Consider the following 25,854-nt stretch of genomic DNA (forward strand, 5'->3'; position numbering starts at 1 on the left):
CCGTCGTCAGTCGCGCGCTAAAAGGCGCGGGGCAAGCTCTTTGAGAGCGCGACGATAAACCTCGCGCTTGAATGTCACCACCTGGCCCAGCGGATACCAATAACTGACCCAGCGCCAGCCATCGAACTCCGGTTTACCGGTCAAATCCATCCGCACCCGCTGCTCATTGGAGATCAGGCGCAGGAGAAACCATTTCTGCTTCTGGCCGATACACAGCGGTTGGCTGTGGGTACGCACCAGGCGTTGCGGCAAACGATAGCGCAACCAGCCCCGGGTGCAGGCCAGAATCTGCACATCTTCGCGCTCAAGGCCGACTTCTTCGTTCAACTCACGGTACAAGGCGTCTTCAGGGGTTTCGTCGGGGTTGATCCCACCTTGAGGAAACTGCCAGGCATCTTGGTTGATTCGGCGAGCCCATAGCACCTGTCCGGCATCATTCGTAAGAATAATCCCGACATTAGGACGGAAACCATCGGGGTCGATCACGGCAACAACCTCGCAAACGCATGTCGCCGCATTGTTCCACAAAGGTTCATCCAGCGGCAACGAGGCTTCTTACCTTATGTGCACTCTTGTGAAAAGACCGTATTCTGGACGCCTTTTTACAGACTTTTCAGCGAGTAACCGCAATGCGCCTGGCTTTATTCGACTTGGACAACACGCTCCTGGGCGGTGACAGCGATCACGCCTGGGGTGATTACCTGTGTGAACGCAGGATTCTCGACCCGGTGGCTTACAAGGCCCGTAACGACGCGTTCTATCAGGACTACCTGGCCGGCAAGCTGGACAACGCCGCTTACCTGAACTTCTGCCTGGAAATCCTCGGCCGCACCGAGATGGCTCAGTTGGACGAATGGCACAACGACTACATGCGCGACTGCATCGAGCCGATCATGCTGCCCAAGGCCGTGGAACTGCTGGCCAAGCATCGCGCCGCTGGCGACAAGCTGGTGATCATCACCGCTACCAACCGTTTCGTCACCGCGCCGATTGCCGCACGGCTGGGGGTTGAAACCCTGATCGCCACCGAGTGCGAGATGGAAAATGGCCGCTACACCGGGCGCAGCACCGATGTGCCGTGCTTTCGTGAAGGCAAGGTGACGCGCTTGAACCGTTGGCTGGAAGAGACCGGGTATAGCCTGGAAGACAGCTACTTCTATAGCGACTCGATGAATGATTTGCCGCTGCTGGAGCAGGTGACTCATCCGGTGGCGGTGGATCCGGACCCGAATTTGCGGGCCGAGGCTGAAAAGCGGGGCTGGCCGGTGATTACGCTGCGCGGCTGATAAAGCTATCGGGGGCAAGCCCCCTCCCACAGGGGAACGCATTCCAATGTGGGAGGGGGCTTGCCCCCGATGCAGGCGACACGGGCCCAAGCCTTACATAGGCTTGGCCACCATCAGGTAGAAAATCGCCATGAACGCCAGGAATGCAGGCCAACCCAGGCCAAACCACCAGCGCATATAGGTTGCGGCCTTGAGTGGCATCGTCGTACCTTCGCGCAACGCCTGTTCCGCCATCTGGTGCACACGAATCTGCAACCACACCACTGGCAGCCAGCAGATCCCCGCCAACACATACAAACCGAACGTCCACTGCAACCAACTCTGCTGCAACGACCAACCCGCCAGATGCATCAAGCCGATCCCACTCAATGGCTGGAACACTGCCGTGGTCGCGGTAAACGCCCAGTCGGCAAAGACCAGGTGCTTGAATGTTACGGCGATCACTTCCACTTTGCCGCTGCGCCAGGCGCGCAACGCGTAGTAGGCCGAGCCCGCGCCCAGCCCGAATAGGATGGTGGACGAAAGGATATGCAGGGTTTTGAGCAGCAGGTAAGCACTCATCGGCGACACTCATTCACAGTAGGTTCAGTCCAAAAAAGCCATAACGTAGCCACCATCAGCACCAAGTTCTTGGCGACGGCGGCGTAGGGGTCGAACCAGTAGTGGGGCAAAACGAAGCTGATGACTACGGTGTATCCGACCATCAACAACAGTTGCAATAGCAGGGTGTGGCGCCGCCAGCGCCTGATCAGCAGCCCGGTGCCCAACAGACCATCGCACAGCGACCCGCCGATCACCGCCAGCATCGCCCAAACACCGTGCACGCCTGCCTGCGCCATGATGCGCAAGCCCCACTCGTACCCCGGCCCCAGGCACACCGCTGCGGTGCCCAGCCAGATCAGCACCAGCACCGCCAGCATCAAGGGACGGACCGTAAGCTGGCTGCTCACGGCCGCTGTCGGCCAGCCCTGCAAACGCGACGACAGCGGTGCCGCCGAATAACCGCAGACCGAAGCCAGCACCTCGGGGTCGGCCACGTTGTCCTGTTGCGCCAGAGTAATGCTTTGTCTGTTCAGCGCACGCCAACCCAGGCGGTCGCCCACCCGACCGCTCAACCCTAGCAGCGGCGCCTGGACGTATCGGCCCGGCGCCCAGCCTTGTACGGCGCGCAAGTGATCAATGACCTGGCTCAGCCGCATCGGTTCAGGCCCGACCAATGGCAACACCATCGCTTCAACTGGCCACCGACGCAGCAATGCCAGTACGGCCCCGACGACGTCAACGATATGCACCGGTTGCAGATGGGCCTTGAGGTCCAGCAACGGGATCAGCGGCCACGGCGAAAGCGCGGCGAGCCAGGCACTGCTGGCGCCGCCCTCACCCACTACCAATGAGGGTCGCAATACCACCGCTTCAATCCCGAGGCCAAGCAGATAGTCGTCAGCCGCGCCTTTGCTGGCGAGAAACGGCACATCGGATTGCGCTGAAGCGCCCAGGGCGGAAACCTGCAGCACTCGCACGCCGCGCTGCGCCGCCAGATCGAACAACGCGCAAGTGCCCCGGTCCTGCACCCGGCTCAGCTCGGCCGCATCCACGCTCAGCAGACCGGCTGCATTGATCAGTAAATCAACGGATTCGGGAAAGTCGAAACCTTCGGGGTCGACGGCCAGCAGGTTCAGATCCAGCGGGCGCCACTCCACGCCCGGCCAATTCTGGCTTCGAGGCTCGCGACAAGTAGCGACCACTTGATGCCCCGCCTGCTGCAGAGCCAGCAACAGGTGGCGCCCGACAAACCCGGTGGCGCCTACCAGAAGAATGTTCATGAAGCTCCTTTCAAACCGGCTTGGCCCCCATGAGCCCGGCAATCGCCACAAACCCCACCAGGCTGACCACCGCCAGCACCAAGGTGAAATTCAGGCTACCGCCCTCGCCTTTACGCAGCCGATTGAGCCGTGCCACCAGCCAGAACCAGGCCAGCGCTGCTACGGTATACAGAATGCTGGAACCCAGGATCCAGGTTTGCCCCAGCGGCCAGCCGATCAGGTGCACCATCCACCAGCCGGTGAACGGCATGCTCACCAGGCAAATGCCCATCAGCAGCCAGACGAACGCCCACGGGCGTTGCACGACCACCGCCGGGCCGGCGCTGCGCTTGCGCCAGGCCAGTACTGCCAGGCCCAGGCCGCTGAGCAGCAGCAATACGGTGGCGGCGATGTGAATAACCTTGAGGGTGGTCAGCGTTTCCATAGTCTCGATTCCTTGAAGGCCGCTCAGTCAGCGTAGTCGCTCAACCGAGGAACAACTGGTAGGCCGGGTTTTCGCTTTCATCCCAATACGGGTAGCCGATCTCGGCGAGGGCAGCCGGGACCAGGTGGCGCTCGTCCGCCGGCACTTGCAGGCCGGCGACCACCCGGCCGTCAGCCGCGCCGTGGTTGCGGTAGTGGAACATCGAAATATTCCAGCGCCCGCCCAGTTTGTTAAGAAAGTTGAACAACGCCCCCGGCCGTTCCGGAAATTCAAAACGAAACACCAGCTCGTCACTGACCTTGGCCGCATGCCCGCCGACCATATGGCGGATGTGCAACTTGGCCAATTCGTTTTCGGTGAGGTCCAGCACCGGGAAACCCTGGTCGGTGAGGCTGGCGATCAATGCGCTGCGCGGGTCGTTTTCCGGGTGGGTCTGCACGCCGACGAAGATGTGCGCCTCGCTGCCGGTGTGATAGCGGTAGTTGAATTCGGTGATCTGGCGCTTGCCCACTGCCTCGCAGAATGCCTTGAAGCTGCCCGGTTTCTCGGGAATGGTCACGGCGATGATGGCTTCGCGGCCTTCACCCAGCTCGGCGCGTTCGGCCACATGGCGCAGACGGTCGAAGTTGACGTTGGCACCGGAGTCGATGGCAACAAAGGTCTGGCCGCTGACGCCACGGGTCTCGACATACCTCTTGATCCCGGCCACGCCCAATGCGCCTGCCGGCTCGGTGATCGAGCGCGTGTCGTCGTAGATATCCTTGATTGCCGCACAGATTTCATCGGTGCTGACGGTGATCACTTCATCCACATAGTCTTTGCAGATGTCGAAGGTGTGCTGGCCGATCTGCGCCACCGCCACGCCGTCGGCGAAGAGGCCGACGGTCGGCAGCACCACGCGCTCACCCGCCGCCATCGCCGCTTGCAGGCAGTTGGAGTCGTCCGGCTCGACGCCGATGATCTTGATGTCCGGGCGCAGGTATTTCACATACGCCGCAATGCCGGCGATCAGCCCGCCGCCGCCCACCGGCACGAAGATCGCGTCCAACGGCCCTGGATGCTGGCGCAGGATCTCCATCGCCACGGTGCCCTGCCCGGCAATGGTGTGCGGATCATCGTAGGGGTGAATGTAGACGTAGCCTTTTTCATCGACCAGCTTCAGTGAGTAGGCCAGGGCTTCCGGGAAAGAATCACCGTGCAGCACCACCTTGCCGCCACGCGAGCGCACGCCTTCGACCTTGATTTCCGGGGTGGTCTTGGGCATCACGATCGTCGCCTTGACCCCCAGCACCTTGGCCGCCAGGGCCAGGCCCTGGGCATGGTTGCCCGCCGAGGCGGTGACCACGCCGCGTGCGCGCTCCTCTGCGCTGAGCTGGCACAGCTTGTTGTAGGCGCCGCGAATCTTGAACGAGAACACCGGCTGCAAGTCTTCGCGCTTGAGCCAAATCTGGTTGCCCAGCCGCTCGGAAAGCTGGCGGGCAGTCTGCAGGGGTGTTTCTACGGCAACGTCGTAAACGCGCGAGGTGAGGATCTTTTTGACGTAGTGTTCAAGCATCGGCAGGCATCTACTTCAGGGGTTGGGCAGGGCCAGGGAGTCTAACCCGGCTTTTGGCCGGGAGACCACACGAATCCCAAGGTTTGTTGGGGTATACTCGCCGCCCTCGATCACTCCCCCGCCCGTTCCGGAGCCCGCATGACCCAGGATCAACTCAAACAGGCAGTGGCCCAGGCCGCTGTCGATTTAATCCTTCCCAAACTCGACGACAAGAGCATCGTCGGTGTCGGCACCGGCTCCACTGCCAACTGCTTTATCGATGCGCTGGCCCAGCATAAAGGTGCGTTCGATGGCGCAGTGGCCAGCTCCGAAGCGACCGCCGCGCGCCTCAAAGGCCATGGCATTCCGGTGTACGAGCTCAACACCGTGAGCGACCTGGAGTTCTACATCGACGGCGCGGACGAAAGCGACGAGCACCTGAACCTGATCAAAGGCGGCGGCGCAGCCCTGACCCGCGAGAAGATCGTCGCGGCCGTGGCCAAGACCTTCATCTGCATTGCCGACGCCAGCAAGCTGGTGCCGGTGCTCGGTGCATTCCCGCTGCCGGTGGAAGTCATCCCGATGGCCCGCAGCCACGTGGCCCGCGAGCTGGTGAAACTGGGCGGCGACCCGGTGTACCGTGAAGGCGTGTTGACCGATAACGGCAACATCATCCTCGATGTGTTCAACATGCAGATCACTAATCCGGTGGAGCTGGAGACGCAGATCAACGCCATCGTTGGCGTGGTCACCAACGGCCTGTTCGCCGCACGCCCGGCGGATGTGCTGCTGTTGGGTACCCCGGAAGGCGTGAAGACCCTCAAAGCTTAAGAGCACCGCAGTTCAAATGTGGGAGGGGGCTTGCTCCCTCCCACATTTGATAGCGATCCGGTCTGGATTTCTGTAACACAAACGCTACTTTTCGCAGCACTCCTCTCCAAAACCGTGCGCTCTGTCACGCCCCGTCTGGTATCCAATCCGTTACAAATTACAACCAAGCGACCCACGCGTTTAACAATGCGCCAATTCGCCGCCGCCCATGGAATGAGGCGCGCATTGTGCAAAGCGTCTGCGCTTGAACCTCTCATCACCTCAAGGAAGACCCTGTGATAAAGCCCCTAGCCCTCGCTCTCAGCGTCGCCGGCACCCTGCTGTCGACGCATCTTCAGGCCTATGATTACGGCCAGCACGCCACCACCACCCTGGAAAAACTGATCAACGACTACCCCGGGCGTTATCGCGACACGGCCAATTTCGCCGGGGCGGCCGATTGGATGCAGAGCCAGATGGGCACGGCCTACAGCATCAGTCGCCAGGACTTCACCTGGAACAACGGCAGCCGCGCCTCGCAAAACGTGGTGGCCTACGCCGCCGGCACTAAACCGCAGTACGTGGTGATCGGCGCGCACTTCGACACCTACTTCGGTCGCCCCACCCTGCAAGGCCTGGACGACAACGGCTCCGGCGCCAGCGTGCTCACCGAGGTGGCGAAGAACCTGGGCGGGCTGCAACTGGAAAATGGCTTGCAGGTGGTGGGCTTCGGCGCGGAAGAAGAAGGCCTGCGAGGGTCCAAGGCCTTCGTTGAGTCCCTGAGCGCAAGCCAACGCGCCAACATGCTCGCGATGATCAACCTCGACAGCCTGATCACCGGCGACATGATGTATGCCCACGCCGGCCAGAACAGCGCGGCCAACCCCAGCCTGGCGGCGTTGCGCGAACACACCTTCCAGATCGCCAAGGAACTGAATATCCCCCTGTTCACCAACCCCGGCCTGGACCCGCAATACCCCAAGGGCACCGGCTGCTGCAGCGATGGCGAACCGTTCGAACCGCTGAATATTCCGATCCTGTATATCGAGGCGACCAATTGGGAGCTGGGCGACCTGGATGGCTACACCCAGACCGACAATCCGAAAATCCCCGGCGGCTCGACCTGGCACGACCCGAACGAAGACAATAAAGCCGTGCTCACCGATGCCTTCGGCCAGGCGCGCATCGATCAGCGCCTGCGCGATTATTCGCGCCTGCTCAGCCGCCTGGTGCTGGAACTGACCAATGCCGACTTGATGGCCTCGACTGCCTCGGGCGGCGCCGTCGCACGCAATATGCAGGACAACCTGCAGCGCCAGCACCAGGCCAGCGTGCGTTTGCATGATCGCCGCTGGCTGACCTTGCAGTCGGCCAGTCGTGAAGTGGGCAGCTTCGATGGCGAAATCGGCGTGGACGGTCAATACAACCCGGACAGCGGTTTCGACCGCGCACCCAACCCAGAGGCCCGGCAGTTGGGCGTGCATGCGCTGGGCGACTACCAGCTGAGCTCAGCCCTGAACATCGGTGCCAGCCTGAGCTACCGCAACGGCCGCGACACGCTGGAGCACCGCGGCAAACTCGATAGCGACACCTGGCAGGCCGCCGTCTACGCCCTGCTCAACGACGGCGGGCCGAGCTGGCTGGCCGGTGACCTGAGCGCCGGCCACACGCGCTTCGATTCCAAACGCAACCTGCTGATCCAGGCCAGCGGCGGGCCGGTGCTGCTCAACCAGCAACTGACCGGCAAGACCGACGCGCTGTCCCTCGGCGCACGGGTGCTGGGCGGCTATGACTTCGATTTCGGTGCCCTCCAGAGCGGACCCTTTGCCGGGCTCGATTACAGCCACTACCGCATCGATCAGTTCGACGAGAAGCAGAACCTGCGCACCGCGCTGGACTACGAAGAACAGTCGTTCGATTCCCTGGAAGCCAGCCTGGGCTGGCGCGTGCGCGGTGCTGTCGCTCTGCCTTACGGCTTGAGCCTGATGCCTTACGGCAACATCGCGTGGGTCAAGGAATTGGCCGATGGGCGTCTCGACGACCTGCAACTGACCGCCCGCGCCGATGGCCAGGCCCGCACCGCCAAACTGGGGTCAGTCGATAAACGTTTTGGCCGTGCGCAACTCGGCAGCCAATTGGCAATCACCCCGCAATTGGGGATGTACGCCGAAGTGAACAGTCGACTCGGCCATGCCGAGGGCAGCCAGACCGGCTACTCGCTGGGTGTGCAGTGGATGTTCTGATCAGGGCTTCTTGAACACGTAGAACAGGTTCGGCTCACTGACGAGGTACAGCGTGCCCTCGTCATCCATGGCGATCCCTTCGGCTTGCGGCACACGTTTTTTCAGGCCATGGCGCCCGTTGAGCAGTGACAGACTGCTTAACGGGCGACCGTCGATATCCAGTTCCAGCACCAGGAACGACTCATCGGAAAGCGCCAGTAAATGGCCGCTGCGCTCGTCGTATTGCAGGCTCGACAGGTCGCGCACGAATAACCCGGCATCACGCTTGGGGTTGTTGATCACATGCACCGAGTAGGTTTTTTCCGCTTTGAAATGGGGAAAGCCGTGGACCTCATAGATCACCATCGGGTCGCGTTCCTTGGCGACAAACAGGCGCTTGCCCACCGAGTCATAGGCCAGGCCTTCGAAACCCTTGTTGCTGCCAATGTGCACGCCCAGGGTCATCTGCTCCGCATCGGCGGCATCGAGAAATTGTGTGTCATCGTCCACATGCACTTTGATCAGGCGCTGTTGGCGCTCGTCACTGATCACGTAAATATTGTCGCTGATGAACTCCACCGCCTCGGCATCGCCAAACCCCACCAGGGGAATACGCCGCAGGATCTTGCCTTGCAGGGACAGCTCGACCAACTCGGCGTTTTTATTGGTGACGGTAAACAGGCTTTTGCGCACCGGGTCGTAGGTGAGGGCCGACACATCGTCGTCGAGCCCTTCGATCACCTGGCCTTCCAGGGAGACGCGGTAATCGGCCAGGCCGATGCCGCGTTCATCCGCTGGCTGGTGCCACACCTGCCAGTTGAACCAGGCACGCTCGAACAGACGGAATTGCTGCGCAACGATCGCGGCAGCGACCAGCGCAATCAACAGCAGGATTAAAAGAGCAGGTTTGGGGCGGGCAAATCGACGCATCGTGGCGGGCTCAGAGAAAAACTGGCGAATAGATATCAAGATCGCCTGAATTTAAACTTAAACGCAACGGGCTGTCTGGTGAATGCCGCTTTTTAGGACGTGTCCGACGTAAGACGTAGGTTATTTCTGTTTTTCAAACCGATAGAACAAGTTTGGCTCGCTGACGATATACAGCGTACCGCTCTCGTCCATGGTCACCCCTTCGGCACGCGGGATGGTGTCCTTGAGGCCGTTGAAGCCGCCCAACAGGGTCATGAAGCTGACTTGCTCGCCGGTTTCATCCAGCTCCAGCAGCAGGTGGGAGTCGGCGGACAGCACCAGCAAGTGCCCGGTACGCGGGTCGATGGCCAGGGCAGACAGGTTACGCACATCCAGCTCGGTACTCGCCCGTTTCTGCTTGTCGCCTGTGAGGGTCTGGCTGCCGTCGCTCTTCCAGGTAAACAGTGCCGGTGGGCGCTCTTCGCCCAGCACCAACTGCTGGTTGCGCGGGTCCCAGGTGATTGCTTCAAAGGCTTTGTTCTGGTCCTTGGACGGGCCCAGGTCATAACTGGGGAAATCGGCCTTGTTCAATGCCGTGGTGCCGGCGTCTACCTTGACGATGGTCAGGCTGTGCTCGCGCTCATCGACCACGGCCATCAAGCCATTCCCCATCACCGTCAGGCCTTCCGGATTGTTCCAGCCGTTGAGGGGCATCTTGCGCAGCACGTCGCCTTGCAGGCTCAGCTCCACCAGGAACGGGTTCTTACCCATTACGGAGAACAGGGTTTTGGTGCTTGGGTTGTAGGACAGGTCCGAGGCCTCATCCTTCTCCATGCCGGGCAGCAACTTGGCGTCGATGACCGCGTGATAGTCCGGCAGCCACACGCTTTCCCGGCGTTCAGCCGGGCTTTCAAAACCCTCCAGCACCCACAACACACCGCGATCATCCCAGTGCATCGCCCAGGCGATGCCATACAGGATCGCACCGGCCAGAAACACCCAGGAATACCAGCGCATGGTCAAGCGAGAGCGAAGCGTAGGTTTGGAAGTGGGCAGAGGCACGGCCATTGAGGGCTTTTTCCGGAAGTCAGCTATAGGGAATAGAGCAAGAAGCTGGAATTATGCGGATGGCGTGTGAAAAAAATGCAAAACCAATGTGGGAGGGGGCTTGCTCCCGATAGCGGAGTGTCAGGCACAGGTTAGCCGGCTGACACACTGCAATCGGGGGCAAGCCCCCTCCCATATTTTTCAGCGCACGACGCTCTCGAAGCGGTTGACGCCCGACAACTCCAGCACCAGCTTATCGCCGACATTCAGCGGCCCTACGCCAGCCGGGGTGCCGGTCAGGATTACATCACCCGCCTGCAGCGAGAAGCAGCCGGCCATGTGCTGGATCATCGGCACGATCGGGTTGAGCATCTGCGCGCTGTTGCCGTTCTGGCGGACTTCGCCGTTGATGGTCAGGCGAATGCCGATATCAGTCACGTCCGCGAACGTGCTGCCGACCACAAAAGGCGCAATCACCGCCGCGCCGTCGAACGACTTGGCGATCTCCCACGGCAGGCCCTTGGCCTTCAGCTCGGCCTGTTTGTCGCGCAGGGTCAGGTCCAGGGCCGGGGCGAAGCCGGAGATGGCGTCCAGCACTTCTTCGCGGCTTGGGTTGTTCGACAACGGCTTGCCGATCAACACGGCGATTTCCGCTTCGTAATGCACCGAACCGCGCTCGGTAGGAATAGTGAAACCGCCTTCCAGCGGCACCACGCAACTGCCCGGCTTGATGAACAGCAACGGCTCGGTCGGCACCGGGTTGTCCAGCTCCTTGGCGTGTTCGGCGTAGTTACGTCCGATACACACCACTTTGCCTACCGGAAAGTGGATGTTGGTGCCGTCGATATACTTGTGCTGGTAGCTCATGGAACGACTCCTTAAAAAGCGTCCTTAAACAACGAAGATCTTGCCTGGGTTCATGATCCCGTTCGGGTCGAACACCGCTTTCACGGCCTTCATGTATTCGATTTCAACCGGTGAGCGGCTGTAAGTCAGGTAATCGCGCTTGGTCATGCCCACGCCGTGTTCGGCGGAGATCGAGCCGTTGTATTTGGCGACGGTCTTGAACACCCATTTGTTCACGGTGGCGCACTTGGCGAAGAATTCGTCCTTGCTCAGGGTTTCCGGCTTAAGGATATTCAGGTGCAGGTTACCGTCGCCAATGTGGCCGAACCAGACGATTTCGAAATCCGGGTAGTGCTCACCGACGATAGCGTCAATTTCTTTCAGGAAAGCCGGCACTTTGGAAACGGTGACCGAAATATCGTTTTTGTACGGCGTCCAGTGGGAAATCGTCTCGGAGATATATTCGCGCAGCTTCCACAAATTATGCAGCTGGGTCTCGCTCTGGCTCATCACGCCGTCCAGCACCCAGCCTTGCTCGACGCAATGTTCAAAGGTCTCGAGGGCGTGATTGGCGACTTCCTCGGTGGTGGCTTCGAATTCCAGCAGCGCGTAGAACGGGCAATCGGTTTCGAACGGCGCTGGCACGTCGCCACGCCCGAGGACTCTGGCCAGGGCCTTGTCGGAGAAAAATTCGAAAGCGGTCAGGTCCAGCTTGCTCTGGAAGGCGTGCAGCACCGGCATGATCGAGTCGAAGTCGGTGGTACCGAGCACCATGGCGGTCAGGTTTTTCGGCGCACGGTCCAGGCGCATGGTGGCTTCCACCACGAAGCCCAGGGTCCCTTCGGCGCCGATGAACAGCTGGCGCATGTCGTAGCCGGTGGCGTTTTTGATCAGGTCACGGTTCAGTTCCAGCACATCGCCTTTGCCAGTGACGACTTTCATGCCTGCCACCCAGTTACGGGTCATGCCGTAGCGAATCACCTTGATCCCGCCGGCATTGGTGCCGATATTGCCGCCAATCTGGCTGGAACCGGACGATGCGAAATCCACCGGGTAGTACAACCCATGTTCTTCGGCAACGTTCTGCAATTGCTTGGTGACCACACCCGGCTGGCACACCGCGGTGCGGTCGGTAAGGTTCACGTCGAGAATCTGGTTCATATAGTCGAATGACACCACCACTTCGCCATTGGCCGCCACCGCCGCCGCCGACAGGCCAGTACGGCCACCGGATGGCACCAGCGCCATCTTGTGGGAATTGGCCCAACGGACGATGGCCTGCACCTGCTCGGTGGTCTTGGGAAAGACGATGGCGCACGGCGCGGGCGCGAAGTGTTTGGTCCAATCCTTGCCGTAAGCCTCCAGGGAGTCGGCGTCGGTCAGCACTTTGCCGGGCTCAACCAGGGTCTTCAGCTCATCAATCAGGGCAGGATGGGTCATCGACAGAACTCTCGAACAATTCATGGTCATCCTGAGAACGCTTCACGTCGCAGGAATAGGTGTTTAGCGGGGCGCGTATGCTAGCATACCGCCCCCGCAGGACAGAGCCCAAGGGCGTTTCTGCGGTGACGGCTTTCCTGCCGTCCGGGTCAGCTTAAGCGATCCGATTCCCTGCCATTTTTCTCCGGGATACAGGTTTACGCAGATGAGCAAGACTTCTCTCGATAAGAGCAAGATCAAGTTCCTTCTTCTGGAAGGCGTCCACCCATCGGCTGTCGACGTTCTGAAAGCCGCCGGGTACACCAGCATTGAGTACATCACCAGTTCTCTGCCGGAAGCCCAGCTCAAGGAAAAGATCGCCGACGCGCACTTTATCGGCATTCGCTCCCGCACTCAGTTGACCGAAGAAATCTTCGACCACGCCAAGAAACTCGTGGCGGTCGGCTGCTTCTGCATCGGCACCAACCAGGTCGACCTCAACGCAGCGCGCGAACGCGGCATCGCGGTGTTCAACGCACCGTACTCCAACACCCGTTCCGTAGCGGAGCTGGTGCTGGCCGAGGCCATCCTGCTGTTGCGCGGTATCCCCGAGAAGAACGCTTCCTGCCACCGTGGCGGCTGGATCAAGAGCGCGGCCAACTCCTTCGAAATCCGCGGCAAGAAGCTGGGTATCGTCGGCTACGGTTCGATCGGCACTCAGTTGTCGGTATTGGCTGAAGGCTTAGGCATGCAGGTGTTCTTCTACGACACCCTGACCAAGCTGCCATTGGGCAACGCCACCCAGGTCTCGAGCCTGACCGAGCTGCTGGGCATGTCCGACATCGTCACCCTGCACGTTCCGGAAACTGCCGAAACCCAGTGGATGATCGGCGAGAAGGAAATCCGCGCCATCAAGAAAGGCGGGATCCTGATCAACGCCGCGCGCGGCACAGTGGTCGAGCTGGACGCCCTGGCCGAGGCGATCAAGGACAAGCACCTGATCGGCGCCGCCATCGACGTGTTCCCGGTAGAGCCACGCTCCAACGACGACATTTTCGAAAGCCCGTTGCGCGGCCTGGACAACGTGATCCTGACCCCGCACATCGGCGGCTCCACCGCTGAAGCCCAAGCCAACATCGGCCTGGAAGTCTCGGAAAAACTGGTCAAGTACAGCGACAACGGCACCTCGGTATCGTCCGTGAACTTCCCGGAAGTGGCCCTGCCGGCTCACCCTGGCAAGCACCGTCTGCTGCACATCCACCAGAACATTCCGGGTGTGATGATGGAGATCAACAAGGTCTTCGCGGAAAACGGCATCAACATCTCCGGTCAGTTCCTGCAGACCAACGAGAAGGTCGGCTACGTGGTGATCGACGTCGACGCCGAGTACTCGGACCTGGCGCAAGAGAAGCTGCAGCACATCAACGGCACTATTCGCAGCCGGGTGTTGTTTTAAGAGCAGTTGTAAGCGGCAAGTTGCAAGCGGCAAGCTAAAAGCTCTTGCTTGCAGCTTGTAACTTGAAGCTTGCAGCCATAAAAAAACGGGAGCCCCGCAAGGGACTCCCGTTTTTTTATTTCACGTTAACCGTGATGACTTTCGAGGCAACCGTCGGGTTGAACTGCATGTGCAGTTTGTCGCCGGCCACCAGTTGCAAGGTGTGCTTGCCGGGCGTCAGGGTCAGTTCGGTTTCGGTCTGAGCCTTGCCGTAATGGATCACGGTATCGGTGGCCGGAATCGGCAGTTTCGCATCGGGCAATTCTTTCTGGTCGATCAGCAAGTGGTGGTGGCCGGTGCCGGCCGTCTGGTCGGTGGCCGGCGCCAGTTGCAGGCCTTCCATGCCGAATTTCACGGTGAAGGTCTTATCGACAGTGGCGCCGTCTTTGGGCGAGACGATGAATACTTTCGCGTCTTCAGGCGGCGCGCTGCGCGGGATGCCGTCGGCGGCAGTGGCCAACATCGAAGCACCCAGCATCAAAGAGGCCAGGGTTGCACGGGACAAAAGGGCTTTCATTCGCTTCTCCAGTTTTTCGGTGAAATCTGTAGGGTTATGACAACTTCGCGACAAATTGCTGTCCAAGGCACTCGACACCATAGCAAAGCGATGCTGAACGGCGTCTCGCCCGTACGAATTCTTTAGGAGTGACCATGCGCTTTTTGCCTGGCCTGTTACTGCTGCTTCCCCTTCTAAGCGCCCCGGCTCACGCCGAGCTGATCGATGATGTCAACGATCGCGGTGAGCTGCGCATCGCCCTTGAAGCCAACACCCCGCCTTACAATTTCAAGGAGGGCGAGAAGCTCACCGGCTTTGAGGTCGAGCTGGGTGAACTGCTGGCAAAGGAGATGGACGTACGCTCCTCGTTTATCACCACCGATGATGCCGACCTGCTGAACGGCGTGGCGACCGGCAAATATGACGTGGCGCTTAACCATATCGCTATGACTGCCGAGCTTGAGGATCAGTTCGATTTCAGCGCGGCGTATCACCAGACGCCGGAGCTGGTGATCCCGTTCCAGAAGGGCAATCCGGCGTTCAAGAGCAGCCTGGACAATGCGTTGAAGCGAGTGAAGGATGATGGCCGGTTAAAGGCGCTGGAAGAGAAGTGGCTCGACGGGAATACGCGATAACCCATGTGGGAGGGGGCTTGCCCCCGATTGCGGAGTGTCAGCCAGAGATTAACTGACTGACCCACCGCTATCGGGGTGCCCCCTCCCACATTTTGTTCCAGGCAAGACTTGACGCCGGCTTAAAACGGCTCGTTACCGCGCCGACGGAACCAGCCGGTCAGGGACAGGCGTTCACGCGTGGCAGGCAGGACCTCGTGGGGCACTTCGCCGGAGAGGAACACCACCAGGCTGCCGCCGGTAGGCGCCACGTCGTGTTCGATGCCACCCTTGAGGTACATGCGCAACTGCCCGCCGTGTTCGGGCAGCCAGGCGTCGTTCAAATAGATCACGGCCGAGACCATGCGCCGGTCATCGTCGCGAAAACGATCCACATGCTTGAGGTAGAACGCCCCGGGCGGGTACATCGCGAAGTGGCTTTCGAAGTCTTCCAGGCCAAGGAACAGGCCACGGTTCATGGCCAGGCGCAGGCCGTCCATTATCGCCATGTAGGTATCGCAGACGGCGGCATCGCCCTCTTCCAGCCATTGGATGTGGTCGCCGCGAATCCCCTCGCGAATTTCCTGGGCGGGCCCGCGCCCCACCGCCGCTGGCGCCAGCTCACCTTCAGCCGCACGTTTACGGCACTCAGCCGCCAGCTCCAGGGTCAGAGCCTGGGGCAGGAAGGCATGCTGCTGCGACCAGCCTTGTTCGGCCAGGTCGTCGACAATGCGTTGCAGCAGGGGGTGATCAAGGGGCATTTGCATGGCGCGCATAGTATCCATACGCCTGGAAATCCGACAGCGCCGTCGAGCGCTCGAATACACTTTAGTCAGGTGACTGATAGGACTTCTCGACAAATCCTACGCCCGACACGGACAATAGTGGCCGACTGACAGGAGTCCTTATGCGTCGTTTGTTTCTTTCCTTGCTGATGTTCTGCGTTTTGCCCGCCTGGGCAGACGGCCATGACCAGTTGTACAAGGTTGCCGGCTGGGCCGAACAACGTGCGCATTTCAATGACGCCCTCAGTGCCGCCCAACAGCGCTACCGCAACAGCCTGCCGCCGGCGGTGTACCAGGCGCTGGTGGACAACAGCAACAAACGCTTCGCGGCCCAGGCCATGGACCAGCGCGCCGAGGCCCAGTTGCGCAAGCACCTGGCGGACCCCAAACCGGCCCTGAGTTTTTTCCAGTCGCCCCTGGGCCGCAAGATTGTCGCCGCCGAACTGCTCGCCACGCGTCGCGACCAATTGGCGAAAAACGCCCAGGGCCTGCCGAAAATCCAAGCCGATGCTACCCGCAGCCTGATCATCGGCCACCTGGCCCAGGCCCTGCCCGCGCGTGAAGCGGGCGCCGAAGTCAGCCTGGCGATTGCCGGCGTGGCGGCGGACAGCTTGAGCCAGATGATCCCCGGCCTGTTGGGCGGCGGCCAGGCTCAGGGCATGTTGAACGGGCAGCGTGAGCGGCTGATGCAGCAGATCGACAAAGATCTGAATAACACGCTGCTGTACGTCTATCGGGACTTGTCTGACCCGGAGCTGGAAGAATTCGCTACGTTTGCCGAATCGCCGGAAGGCAAGGCGTATTACCAGGCAGCGCTCGCCGCCATCCGCGCAGGGCTGGCTGTCGGCCAAAGCACCTCCAGCCTTACGCAGTAGAAAAAAATGTGGGAGGGGGCTTGCTCCCGATTGCGGTGTGTCAGTCAACTTATGTGTAGCTGGCCCACCGCAATCGGGGGCAAGCCCCCTCCCACATTTAGAATGCGTTACTTCAGTTGGTCTGTCAGATACCGGAAATACTCTTCGCGAATTTCTGGAATTTCATTGGCCAGATGATGCCTGCCGCGCTTGAGCATCAACACCTCGGGCTGGTCGAACTTGCTGCGCAGCACCCGCAAATTGTGCTGCCAATCCACCGTCATATCCTCTTCACCCTGCACGATCACCGGCCGTCGTGGGCTGCGCGGTGCGGCTTCGATGCGTTTGATCCAGCGCGCCAGGGCGCCTACCCAGGCGGTCGGCAGTTGGCGCGGCTGCAACGGGTCGGCTTCGAGAAAGGGCTTGAAGGCCGGGTCGTTGGAGTTATCGCTGAAGCGTCGCGCGATGCCTTTGACGAACGGGCGCAGCAGGTAATAGCTGGCTTGCGACCAGCCCCATGCACGCGGACGTACCAGCGGCGACAGCAGAAAGGTCTTGCCTTGGGCCGGGCTTTCGGCGCCGTGGTTGAGCAGGTGATCCACCACGATGGCGCCGCCGGTGCTTTGCCCGAACAGGTGCCAGGGTTGCGGCAATTGCAGCGCCTGGGCCTCGGCGAACAACGCCTGGACCACGTCCTGGTACACCGCAAACTCATCGATACTGGCACGCACGCCGCTGGACAAGCCATGGCCCGGCAGGTCGCAGGCGATCACCACGAAGCCCTGGTCCAGCGCCCAGTCCACTACGTGGCGGTACAGCCCCATATGGTCGTAGAAGCCGTGGAACATGAACATTGTCGCCACGGGCGCAGCCGGCCACCATACCTGCGCCACCACCTCGAACCCGCCCACCTCCAAGCGCCCCAGACGGCTCACAGCCGGCACCTTGCGTGCGCCCAGGTCGAGTCCATAGAAACGTTGATAGACCCGCGCCTCGGCTGACAAAGGCTGCGCATCCACCAGGGGCCGCAAGCTTTCGCGCAGATGATCAGGGTCAAAGTTAACGGGCATAAAGGCTTCCAGACTGACGGTGAAGATGAATATCGAGCTGCGATATTCATCTGTCAGGACAAGCATGGCAAGCTACGCGACCCGCGAGGATACCTCTGAATGCGACAGCCCCACCGCACTGCCTTGTTCGCCAGCCTGGTGCTGATTATCTGCGCCGCCGTGCTGTGGGCCGCGTATGACTGGTTCCAGGGCCGTTACCTGCGCGCCTTCAGCGAACACACGGCGGTGTTCTCCGGTGATACGCTGCAACTGCCCGCCGCACTGCGCGGGCCTGGGCCGATTCGCCTGGTGCACTTCTGGGACCCGGCCTGCCCGTGCAATGTCGGTAACCAGCAACACCTGAGCGAGCTGATCGAGCAATACGCGCCGCAAGGTGTCGAGTTCTATGCCTTGCAAAAGGCCGGCAGCCACGGCGCCTTGCCGGACACCCTGCGCCAGATGAAAACCCTCGACGCCCTGCCCGGCGCCGATCAGGTGCCGGCCAGTCCGGCCGTGGGTATCTGGGACCGTACAGGCAAGCTGGCGTATTTCGGGCCGTACAGCGAAGGGCTGACGTGCAATTCCGGCAACAGTTTTATTGAGCCGATCCTCAAGGCCCTCGAAGCCGGGCGCGAAGTGAATGCCACGCACACCCTGGCGGTGGGCTGCTATTGTTCGTGGCCTAAGGAACCGTAGTCGGTCCATTCAGGGTTAAGGAAAGTCGATGAAGCGTGTCTTGCAGGCTCTCGTGGTGCTGGTTGTGCTGCTCGCCCTCGGCGCTGGCTGGTACGTCTACAGCAAGCAACCCACCCGCCAGGGCACCGTCACCCTGGCGCACTTGCAAGGCTCGGTCACGGTGCGTTACGACGACCGTGGCGTGCCGCATATCCGCGCCGGCAACGAGGCCGACCTGTACCGCGCCCTGGGCTATGTGCATGCCCAGGACCGGCTGTTCCAGATGGAAATCATGCGCCGCCTGGCCCGTGGCGAGCTGGCCGAGGTGCTCGGGCCCAAGCTGCTGGAGACCGATAAGCTGTTTCGCAGCCTGCGGATTCGCGAGCGCGCCTCAAGCTACGTCGAGCACATGAACACCGAGTCGGCCGCCTGGAAGGCCCTGCAAGCCTACCTGGACGGGATCAACCAATATCAGGCCAGCCACGCCAGCCCGATCGAGTTCGACGTGCTGGGCATCCCCAAGCGCCCGTTCACCGCCGAGGACTCCATCAGTGTCGCCGGGTATATGGCCTACAGCTTTGCTGCGGCCTTTCGTACCGAACCGGTGCTGACTTACGTACGCGACCAACTGGGCAGCGACTACCTCAAGGTCTTCGACCTCGATTGGCAAGCCAAAGGCGCCCTTAACCTGGCGGCCGGCGACTGGAAGACTCTTGGCGCCCTCGCCAGCCTGAGCGAGCAGGCCCTGGCTGACAACGGCTTGCCGCAATTTGAAGGCAGCAATGCCTGGGCCATCAGCGGCAGTCGCACCCAGAGTGGCAAACCATTGCTGGCGGGCGACCCCCATATCCGCTTCTCGGTGCCGTCGGTGTGGTACGAGGCGCAGCTGTCGGCGCCCGGCTTTGAGTTGTATGGCTACCACAACGCGCTGGTGCCGGTGGCCTTCCTCGGGCACAACCTGGACTTCGGCTGGAGCCTGACCATGTTCCAGAACGACGACCTCGACCTGATCGCCGAAAAGGTCAACCCGGCCAACCCCAACGAGGTCTGGTATCACGGCCAGTGGGTCGACATGAGCAGCAGCGAACAGCAGATCCAGGTCAAGGGCCAGGCCCCGGTCACGCTGACCCTGCGCCGCTCGCCCCACGGCCCGATCGTCAATGACGTGCTCGGTGAAAACGCCGGCACCACGCCGATCGCCATGTGGTGGGCGTTCCTCGACAGCGAAAACCCGATCCTCGAGGGTTTCTACCAGCTCAACCGTGCCGACTCCCTGGCCAAGGCACGGGCGGCGGCGGCCAACGTCTCGGCGCCTGGGCTGAATATCGTGTGGGCCAATGCCAAGGGCGATATTGGCTGGTGGGCGGCGGCGCAATTGCCGATACGCCCGGCCGGCGTCAACCCGGCGTTCATCCTCGACGGCAGTACCGCCCAGGCCGACAAGCTGGGTTTCTACCCTTTCAGCGCCAACCCCCAGGAAGAAAACCCGGCGCGCGGCTATGTGGTCTCCGCCAATGCCCAGCCGGCGTCACCCACCGGCATGGAGATCCCCGGTTATTACAACCTGGCCGACCGTGGCCAGCAGCTGAATGCGCAGTTGAGCGACAACCGCGTGAAGTGGGACGTCAACAACAGCCAGGCCCTGCAACTGGGCACCACCACTGCCTTTGGGCCGCGCCTGCTGGCGCCGCTGTTGCCGGTACTGCGTGAGGTGGTCACAGACCCGGCGCAGGTAAAGCTGGTGGAGCAACTGGCAAGCTGGAAAGGCGACTACCCGCTGGATTCCACCAGCGCCACCCTGTTCAACCAATTGCTGTTCAACCTCGCTGACGCCACCTTCCACCCGAAAATGGGCGACGCTATGTTCAAGACCCTGCTCGGCACCCGCGTGATCGACGCCGCCCTGCCACGCCTGGCCGCCACGCCGGATTCGCCCTGGTGGAACGGCACGCGAGCCGGCACCGTCAAGCTGGCCTGGGATAACAGCCTGGCGCACCTGAAAGCCACCTTCGGTGATGACCCGTCCCAGTGGCAGTGGGGCAAGGCGCACACCCTGACCCACGGCCACCCGCTGGGCATGCAGAAGCCGCTGGACAGGCTATTCAACGTGGGCCCCTTCGCGGCGCCGGGCAGTCACGAAGTGCCGAACAACCAGACCGCCATGATCGGCCCGGCGCCCTGGCCGGTGACCTACGGCCCCTCGACCCGCCGCCTGATCGACTTCGCCGACGCGGCCCATGCCTTGACCATCAACCCGGTGGGGCAAAGCGGTGCGCCCTTTGATGCTCACTACAGCGATCAGGCGCAAACCTATATCGAAGGCGGCTACGAGCAGGCGCATTTCAATGAAGAGGAAATCACGGCCAATACTCGTGGCACCTTGAAATTGTTGCCTGCCAGATAGCTATGTTCCACTCGATTAAAATGTGGGAGGGGGCTTGCCCCCGATTGCGGTGGGTCAGCGACACATGAGTTGACTGACCCACTGCTATCGGGGGCAAGCCCCCTCCCACATTAGTTATCGCTACACGGGCGCCGCGAAATTGAGCCTGAACTGTTGCGGCGTCACGCCCAGCCGACGGTTGAACACACTGCGCATGTGCTGCGCATCGCGAAAACCGCATTGGTAGGCCACCGTCTTGAGCGGCGCATGCGTGCTCTCGAGCATGACCCGCGCCGCATCCACCCGTGCCCTCTCGACAAATTCCGCCGGCGTAACCCGCGCTTCACGGGCGAACACCCGGGAGAAATTGCGCGCACTCATATTCGCCGCCCTGGCCAGGTCGGCAATGCCCAGGTCCCCGGTCAGGTTCGCCAGCACGTACAACTGCACCAGCGCCACCGCCGAGGTGGTTTCGGCATGGGGCGTGAGAAACGGGCTGAACTGTGACTGGCCGCCCGAGCGCTGGGTGAACACCACCAGGCGCTTGGCCACGCTCAATGCGACTTCCGGGCCATGGTCCTGGGCCAGCAGGTACAGCGACAGGTCGATCCCCGCCGTGACCCCGGCCGAGGTGTAGAGGTTGCCGTCCTGCACATACAGGCGGTCGGCTTCGACCTGGGCCGAGGGGCACAACCGGGCCAGGTCGGCGGCGTCTCCCCAATGGGTGGTCACGGTTTTACCGTCTAGCAGACCGGCGCGGGCCAGCATGAAGGCGCCATTGCAGATCGAACCGAAGCGCCGGGCCCGCGCCGCGGCGGCGCGCAGCCAGTCATCGAAGGCCGGGCCAAAATCTTCGAACGGCAACTGCGGGCCGCCGGCGACCAGCAACAGGTCATAAGCCTGCAGGGCTTCGCTGTAATGCCGGTGGGCCTGCAATGACAACCCGTTGGAACAGGCCATGCTGCCGTGTGCAAAGCCGATCACGTCCAGCTGATAGTGGTCTTCAGCCGCGAGGAAGCGGTTGGCCTCGCAGAACACATCCATAGGCCCGGTCACGTCCAGTGACTGGACGCCAGGGAAGATCAGGATGGCGACGGTTTTGCCCATGCTCACAGACACCTTTTCTTAGCTGAATAAAACACAGAACCCTGTGGGAGGGGGCTTGCTCCCGATGAGGCCGTGTCAGTCAGTACATGTATGACTGACCCACCGCCATCGGGAGCAAGCCCCCTCCCACATTTGGATTGTCGCAGGCCTTACCCTAGCCGATTTTGCCTTGGCACGATGTGTCGGCACATTGGCCGGGATCGCTCCCTCGCCGCCATAGCCCTCGCACGCAAGCACGACCAGACTGGATGCTTCCCAGAGGAGAACCCCCATGAGCACCACCATCGCCGGTATCACGATCCCCGACAGCGCCCTGGCCAGGGCCACCACGGAATACATCCGCGACATTGAGTCCGACCTGCTCTACCACCACTCCCGCCGGGTATTCCTGTTCGGCGCCTTGAGCGGTGAGCGCAAGCAGTTGGCGTACAACCCGGAGTTGCTGTACGTCGGCGCAATGTTCCACGACCTCGGCCTGGTGGAAGGCCACCGCAGTGCCGACGAACGCTTCGAAGTGGACGGCGCCAACGCGGCGGCCGCTTTCCTCAAGCCTTATGGGCTCAGTGATGACGATATCGAACAGGTATGGCTGTCCATTGCCCTGCACACCACACCGGGCGTGCCGCAGCATCTGCGCCCGACCGTGGCGCTGGTGACGGCAGGGGTGGAGATGGACGTGCTGGGCCTGGACTACGCCGCGTTCAGCAACGTGCAGCGCGAAGCCGTGGTGCATGCGCATCCACGCGGTGAGGGATTCAAGGAATGCATCATCTGCGCCTTCGCCGATGGCTTGCGTCATCGCCCGCAGACCACGTTTGGCAACGTGAAGACCGACGTGCTGGTGGATCAGGAGCCGGGGTTCAAGCCGATGAATTTTGTCGAGGTGATTCGTACTTCACCCTGGACCTGATCGTTCCCACGCTCTGCGTGGGAATGCAGGCCAGGACGCTCCGCGTCAGCTTCTAAACGCGTGACGCAGAGCGTCACAGGAGGCGCTCCCACGCGGAGCGTGGGAACGATCATGGCGGTGTATCAGTATCAGGTGTGCTGACTGACACTCAGCAATCGGGGGCAAGCCCCCTCCCACATTTTGATCCGGTTCCGGCAGTTAGACCGGTGCGGGCGCCCGGCGCGCGTCCGGCTGTTTCCAGCCATCCGCCGCCGCTTCTTCAATCGCTTGCTGGATGGCTTTCTTGCGATGCTCCTCGGCCCGACGGCTGAAGAACCACACCAGGAAGGTCACCAGCGACACCGCCAGCAGAATCAGGCTGGCCACCGCGTTAATCTCAGGTTTGACCCCAAGGCGCACGGCCGAGAACACTTCCATCGGCAAGGTGGTCGAACCCGGCCCCGAGACGAAGCTGGCCAATACCAGGTCATCCAGCGACAGCGCGAACGACATCATGCCGCCCGCCGCCAGCGATGGCGCGATCATCGGGATGGTGATCAGGAAGAACACCTTCCACGGCCGTGCCCCCAGGTCCATCGCCGCTTCCTCGATCGACAGGTCCAGTTCACGCAAGCGTGCCGACACCACCACCGCCACATACGCCGCGCAGAAGGTGGTGTGGGCGATCCAGATGGTGACGATGCCACGCTCCTGGGGCCAGCCGATCATCTGCGCCATGGCCACGAACAGCAGCAACAGCGACAAGCCGGTGATCACTTCCGGCATCACCAACGGCGCCGTGACCAGGCCGCCAAACAGCGTACGCCCCTTGAACTGGCTGATGCGCGTCAGCACGAACGCCGCCAGTGTACCCAGCGCTACCGCCGCCACCGCCGTGTAGCAGGCGATTTCCAGGGAACGCGCCACCGAGCCCATCAACTGGGTGTTGTCCAGCAGGCCCACGTACCACTTGATCGACCAACCGCCCCACACCGTCACCAGCTTGGATTCGTTGAACGAGTAGATCACCAGGATCAGCATCGGCAGGTAGATGAACAACAACCCCACGACCAGCATGAAGCTGGAGAAACGAAAGCGTTTCATATCTTGCCCTCCAGCTCTTTAGCCTGGCTGCGGTTGAACAGGATGATCGGCACGATCAGGATCGCCAGCATCACCACGGCCAATGCAGAGGCCACCGGCCAGTCACGGTTGTTGAAGAATTCTTGCCACAGCACTTTACCGATCATCAGGGTTTCCGGGCCGCCGAGCAGTTCAGGAATCACGAACTCGCCCACCACCGGGATAAACACCAGCATGCAGCCTGCGATAATGCCGTTCTTGGACAGCGGCACGGTGATTTTCCAGAAACTATTGAAGGTGCTCGAACCCAGGTCCGACGCGGCTTCCAGCAGGCTCTGGTCGTGTTTGACCAGGTTGGCGTACAGCGGCAGGATCATGAATGGCAGGTACGAATAGACCACGCCGATATACACCGCGATGTTGGTGTTGAGGATCTGCAGCGGTTCGTTGATCAGCCCCATGGACATCAGGAAGCCGTTGAGCAAACCGTTGTTGCTGAGGATGCCCATCCACGCATAGACGCGGATCAGGATCGCGGTCCAGGTCGGCATCATGATCAGCAGCACCAGCACCGTTTGCATTTCCTTGCGCGCGGTGGCGATGGCATAGGCCATCGGGTAGCCGATCAGCAGGCACAGCAGCGTGCTGAAAAACGCCATCTTCAGCGAGCCCAGGTACGCGGCGATGTAGAGCTCATCGCCCGCCAGCAAGCTGTAGTTGGCCAGGTTCAGCACCACTTGCAGCTTTTGCTCAACGTAGGTGTAGATCTCGGTGTAGGGCGGAATCGCCACATCGGCTTCGGCAAAGCTGATTTTCAGCACGATGAAAAACGGCAGGGCGAAAAACAGGAACAGCCAGAGGAAGGGAATCCCGATGACCACCTGCTTGCCACTGGGCACGATGCGATCCAAGCGCCGCTTGAATTTCTTCATGTTCATGAGCGCAGTACCACGCCGCTGTCGTCTTCCCACCAGACGTACACCTGGTCGCCCCAGGTTGGGCGCTGGCCACGGCGTTCGGCGTTGGCGACGAAGGACTGCACCAGCTTGCCGCTCGGCAGCTCCACATAGAACACCGAGTGGCCGCCCAGGTAGGCGATGTCGTGGACTTTGCCGCTGGACCAGTTGTGCTCGCAGGTCGGCATTTCTGTTGTGACCAGCAGTTTTTCCGGGCGGATGGCGTAAGTCACCGACTTGTCTTCCACTGCGGTGGCGATGCCGTAGCCCACGTAGATATCGCGGTCCAGGTCCGGGCACTTGAGCACGGCGTGGCCTTCGGCGTCGTCCACCACTTGGGTGTCGAAGATATTGACGTTGCCGATGAACTCGCACACCAGGCGGCTGGTGGGGGTTTCGTAGATGTCGATCGGGCTGCCGATCTGGGCGATCCAGCCCAGGTGCATGATGGCGATGCGCTCGGCCATGGTCATGGCCTCTTCCTGATCGTGGGTCACCATCACACAGGTCACGCCGACGCGTTCGATGATCTCGACCAGCTCCAGTTGCATCTGAGAGCGCAGCTTCTTGTCGAGGGCGCCCATCGGCTCATCGAGCAGCAGCAGTTTCGGGCGCTTGGCCAGGGAACGGGCCAGGGCCACACGCTGGCGTTGGCCGCCGGACAACTGGTGCGGCTTGCGCTTGGCGTACTGGCTCATCTGCACCAGCTTGAGCATCTCGGCCACGCGAGCGTCGACTTCAGCCTTGGGAATCTTGTCCTGTTGCAGGCCGAAAGCGATGTTCTGTGCCACGGTCATGTGCGGGAACAAGGCGTAGGACTGGAACATCATGTTGATCGGCCGCTCATAGGGCGGCATGTCGGTGATGTCCACACCGTCGAGGTAGATGCGACCTTCGGTCGGGCGCTCGAAGCCTGCGAGCATGCGCAGCAAGGTGGACTTGCCCGACCCCGAACCGCCGAGCAAGGCGAATATCTCGCCTTTCTTGATTTCCAGGGACACATCGTCCACCGCAATCGTCTCGTCGAACTTCTTCGTGACCCGGTCGATTTTGACCAACACCTTTTTCGGTGTCTGGTCGCCCTCGAGGGCTTTCTTATAGGCGCCGGAGGCAACTGCCATTTACGAAACTCCCAAAAAAAGAGTACAGCT

The 25,854-nt window shown here is 61.3% G+C and carries 25 protein-coding genes; 9 read left to right on the top strand and 16 right to left on the bottom strand.

The annotated features are described in order from the left end of the window. Window positions 1-6: 6 nt before the first annotated feature. Window positions 7-486, bottom strand: a complete 480-nt coding sequence (locus C4J90_RS25290) for an RNA pyrophosphohydrolase (RefSeq protein WP_003176750.1) — start codon at window positions 484-486, stop codon at window positions 7-9. Window positions 487-629: 143 nt separating this feature from the next. Here C4J90_RS25290 and C4J90_RS25295 point away from each other — a divergent pair, with 143 nt between their 5' ends. Continuing rightward, a complete protein-coding gene (locus tag C4J90_RS25295; protein WP_124421073.1) occupies window positions 630-1,286 on the top strand; it encodes an HAD family phosphatase in 657 nt (218 codons plus the stop codon). Between the two features lie 93 nt (window positions 1,287-1,379). On the opposite strand, the gene C4J90_RS25300 is transcribed toward C4J90_RS25295, so the two are convergent. Genes C4J90_RS25300 through ilvA form a run of 4 tightly spaced genes read right to left on the bottom strand, consistent with a single transcriptional unit; the run spans window position 1,380 to window position 5,088 of the window. After that, on the bottom strand, window positions 1,380-1,847 hold the full coding sequence (locus tag C4J90_RS25300) for a DUF2269 domain-containing protein (protein ID WP_124364849.1): 468 nt from the start codon (window positions 1,845-1,847) through the stop codon (window positions 1,380-1,382). Next, the gene (locus C4J90_RS25305; protein WP_124364850.1) at window positions 1,844-3,109 is read right to left on the bottom strand and encodes an SDR family oxidoreductase; all 1,266 of its coding nucleotides are present in this window, start codon (window positions 3,107-3,109) and stop codon (window positions 1,844-1,846) included. Before C4J90_RS25305 ends, C4J90_RS25300 begins: the two co-directional genes overlap by 4 nt. A 10-nt stretch (window positions 3,110-3,119) precedes the next feature. Next, entirely contained in the window at window positions 3,120-3,533 is a 414-nt protein-coding gene (locus tag C4J90_RS25310) for a DUF2269 family protein (protein ID WP_124421074.1), read from the bottom strand. 40 nt (window positions 3,534-3,573) lie between these two features. Continuing rightward, the gene (gene ilvA / locus C4J90_RS25315) at window positions 3,574-5,088 is read right to left on the bottom strand and encodes a threonine ammonia-lyase, biosynthetic (protein WP_124421075.1); all 1,515 of its coding nucleotides are present in this window, start codon (window positions 5,086-5,088) and stop codon (window positions 3,574-3,576) included. A gap of 138 nt (window positions 5,089-5,226) precedes the next feature. Between ilvA and rpiA the strand changes: the two genes are divergently transcribed. Continuing rightward, window positions 5,227-5,898 (top strand): ribose-5-phosphate isomerase RpiA, encoded by a 672-nt coding sequence (rpiA, locus tag C4J90_RS25320; protein WP_010207308.1) that lies wholly within the window; start codon window positions 5,227-5,229, stop codon window positions 5,896-5,898. A gap of 275 nt (window positions 5,899-6,173) precedes the next feature. Further along, complete coding sequence (locus C4J90_RS25325) at window positions 6,174-8,120, top strand: autotransporter domain-containing protein (RefSeq protein ID WP_124421076.1); 1,947 nt, start codon at window positions 6,174-6,176, stop codon at window positions 8,118-8,120. Here C4J90_RS25325 and C4J90_RS25330 read toward each other — a convergent pair whose 3' ends face one another. From C4J90_RS25330 to C4J90_RS25345, 4 genes are all read right to left on the bottom strand, one after another. Continuing rightward, a complete protein-coding gene (locus tag C4J90_RS25330; protein ID WP_124364855.1) occupies window positions 8,121-9,029 on the bottom strand; it encodes an SdiA-regulated domain-containing protein in 909 nt (302 codons plus the stop codon). 120 nt (window positions 9,030-9,149) lie between these two features. Continuing rightward, window positions 9,150-10,076 (bottom strand): SdiA-regulated domain-containing protein, encoded by a 927-nt coding sequence (locus C4J90_RS25335; protein WP_124421077.1) that lies wholly within the window; start codon window positions 10,074-10,076, stop codon window positions 9,150-9,152. A 180-nt stretch (window positions 10,077-10,256) separates the two neighbouring features. Further along, window positions 10,257-10,922 (bottom strand): fumarylacetoacetate hydrolase family protein, encoded by a 666-nt coding sequence (locus tag C4J90_RS25340; RefSeq protein WP_124368736.1) that lies wholly within the window; start codon window positions 10,920-10,922, stop codon window positions 10,257-10,259. A 24-nt stretch (window positions 10,923-10,946) separates the two neighbouring features. Next, window positions 10,947-12,341 carry an FAD-binding oxidoreductase gene (locus C4J90_RS25345; RefSeq protein WP_124421078.1) on the bottom strand — a complete coding sequence of 465 codons (1,395 nt, stop codon included), beginning with the start codon at window positions 12,339-12,341 and terminating at the stop codon, window positions 10,947-10,949. Between the two features lie 205 nt (window positions 12,342-12,546). Here C4J90_RS25345 and serA point away from each other — a divergent pair, with 205 nt between their 5' ends. Further along, complete coding sequence (gene serA / locus C4J90_RS25355) at window positions 12,547-13,776, top strand: phosphoglycerate dehydrogenase (protein WP_034116292.1); 1,230 nt, start codon at window positions 12,547-12,549, stop codon at window positions 13,774-13,776. 115 nt (window positions 13,777-13,891) lie between these two features. On the opposite strand, the gene C4J90_RS25360 is transcribed toward serA, so the two are convergent. Beyond that, window positions 13,892-14,332, bottom strand: coding sequence for a DUF4399 domain-containing protein (locus tag C4J90_RS25360; protein ID WP_124415854.1), 441 nt, complete (start codon window positions 14,330-14,332; stop codon window positions 13,892-13,894). A 134-nt stretch (window positions 14,333-14,466) separates the two neighbouring features. On the opposite strand from C4J90_RS25360, the gene C4J90_RS25365 reads away from it, so the two are divergent. Next, complete coding sequence (locus tag C4J90_RS25365; RefSeq protein WP_124421079.1) at window positions 14,467-14,946, top strand: transporter substrate-binding domain-containing protein; 480 nt, start codon at window positions 14,467-14,469, stop codon at window positions 14,944-14,946. A gap of 119 nt (window positions 14,947-15,065) precedes the next feature. Here C4J90_RS25365 and C4J90_RS25370 read toward each other — a convergent pair whose 3' ends face one another. Beyond that, a complete protein-coding gene (locus C4J90_RS25370; RefSeq protein ID WP_124365216.1) occupies window positions 15,066-15,698 on the bottom strand; it encodes a 2OG-Fe(II) oxygenase in 633 nt (210 codons plus the stop codon). Window positions 15,699-15,829: 131 nt separating this feature from the next. Here C4J90_RS25370 and C4J90_RS25375 point away from each other — a divergent pair, with 131 nt between their 5' ends. Continuing rightward, complete coding sequence (locus tag C4J90_RS25375; protein ID WP_124368740.1) at window positions 15,830-16,582, top strand: DUF2059 domain-containing protein; 753 nt, start codon at window positions 15,830-15,832, stop codon at window positions 16,580-16,582. 107 nt (window positions 16,583-16,689) lie between these two features. On the opposite strand, the gene C4J90_RS25380 is transcribed toward C4J90_RS25375, so the two are convergent. Beyond that, a complete protein-coding gene (locus C4J90_RS25380; RefSeq protein ID WP_124364862.1) occupies window positions 16,690-17,631 on the bottom strand; it encodes an alpha/beta hydrolase in 942 nt (313 codons plus the stop codon). 99 nt (window positions 17,632-17,730) lie between these two features. Here C4J90_RS25380 and C4J90_RS25385 point away from each other — a divergent pair, with 99 nt between their 5' ends. Together C4J90_RS25385 and C4J90_RS25390 are read left to right on the top strand one after the other, a co-directional pair. Further along, window positions 17,731-18,306 (top strand): DUF6436 domain-containing protein, encoded by a 576-nt coding sequence (locus C4J90_RS25385; protein ID WP_124421080.1) that lies wholly within the window; start codon window positions 17,731-17,733, stop codon window positions 18,304-18,306. A 28-nt stretch (window positions 18,307-18,334) separates the two neighbouring features. Then, on the top strand, window positions 18,335-20,689 hold the full coding sequence (locus C4J90_RS25390) for a penicillin acylase family protein (protein WP_124421081.1): 2,355 nt from the start codon (window positions 18,335-18,337) through the stop codon (window positions 20,687-20,689). Window positions 20,690-20,809: 120 nt separating this feature from the next. On the opposite strand, the gene C4J90_RS25395 is transcribed toward C4J90_RS25390, so the two are convergent. Then, a complete protein-coding gene (locus C4J90_RS25395) occupies window positions 20,810-21,775 on the bottom strand; it encodes a GlxA family transcriptional regulator (RefSeq protein WP_124421082.1) in 966 nt (321 codons plus the stop codon). A 271-nt stretch (window positions 21,776-22,046) separates the two neighbouring features. Here C4J90_RS25395 and C4J90_RS25400 point away from each other — a divergent pair, with 271 nt between their 5' ends. Then, window positions 22,047-22,685, top strand: a complete 639-nt coding sequence (locus C4J90_RS25400) for an HD domain-containing protein (protein WP_124408458.1) — start codon at window positions 22,047-22,049, stop codon at window positions 22,683-22,685. A 198-nt stretch (window positions 22,686-22,883) separates the two neighbouring features. Here the strand turns inward: C4J90_RS25400 and C4J90_RS25405 are convergent, their stop codons facing one another. Genes C4J90_RS25405 through C4J90_RS25415 form a run of 3 tightly spaced genes read right to left on the bottom strand, consistent with a single transcriptional unit; the run spans window position 22,884 to window position 25,824 of the window. Continuing rightward, window positions 22,884-23,768 carry an ABC transporter permease subunit gene (locus tag C4J90_RS25405; RefSeq protein WP_124364867.1) on the bottom strand — a complete coding sequence of 295 codons (885 nt, stop codon included), beginning with the start codon at window positions 23,766-23,768 and terminating at the stop codon, window positions 22,884-22,886. Beyond that, on the bottom strand, window positions 23,765-24,685 hold the full coding sequence (locus tag C4J90_RS25410; protein ID WP_057014223.1) for an ABC transporter permease subunit: 921 nt from the start codon (window positions 24,683-24,685) through the stop codon (window positions 23,765-23,767). The genes C4J90_RS25405 and C4J90_RS25410 overlap by 4 nt, the downstream gene beginning before the upstream one ends. Then, window positions 24,682-25,824, bottom strand: a complete 1,143-nt coding sequence (locus C4J90_RS25415) for an ABC transporter ATP-binding protein (RefSeq protein ID WP_003176776.1) — start codon at window positions 25,822-25,824, stop codon at window positions 24,682-24,684. The genes C4J90_RS25410 and C4J90_RS25415 overlap by 4 nt, the downstream gene beginning before the upstream one ends. Window positions 25,825-25,854 lie beyond the last annotated feature (30 nt).

This window comes from Pseudomonas sp. R2-60-08W, assembly GCF_003852335.1.
Taxonomy (GTDB): domain Bacteria; phylum Pseudomonadota; class Gammaproteobacteria; order Pseudomonadales; family Pseudomonadaceae; genus Aquipseudomonas.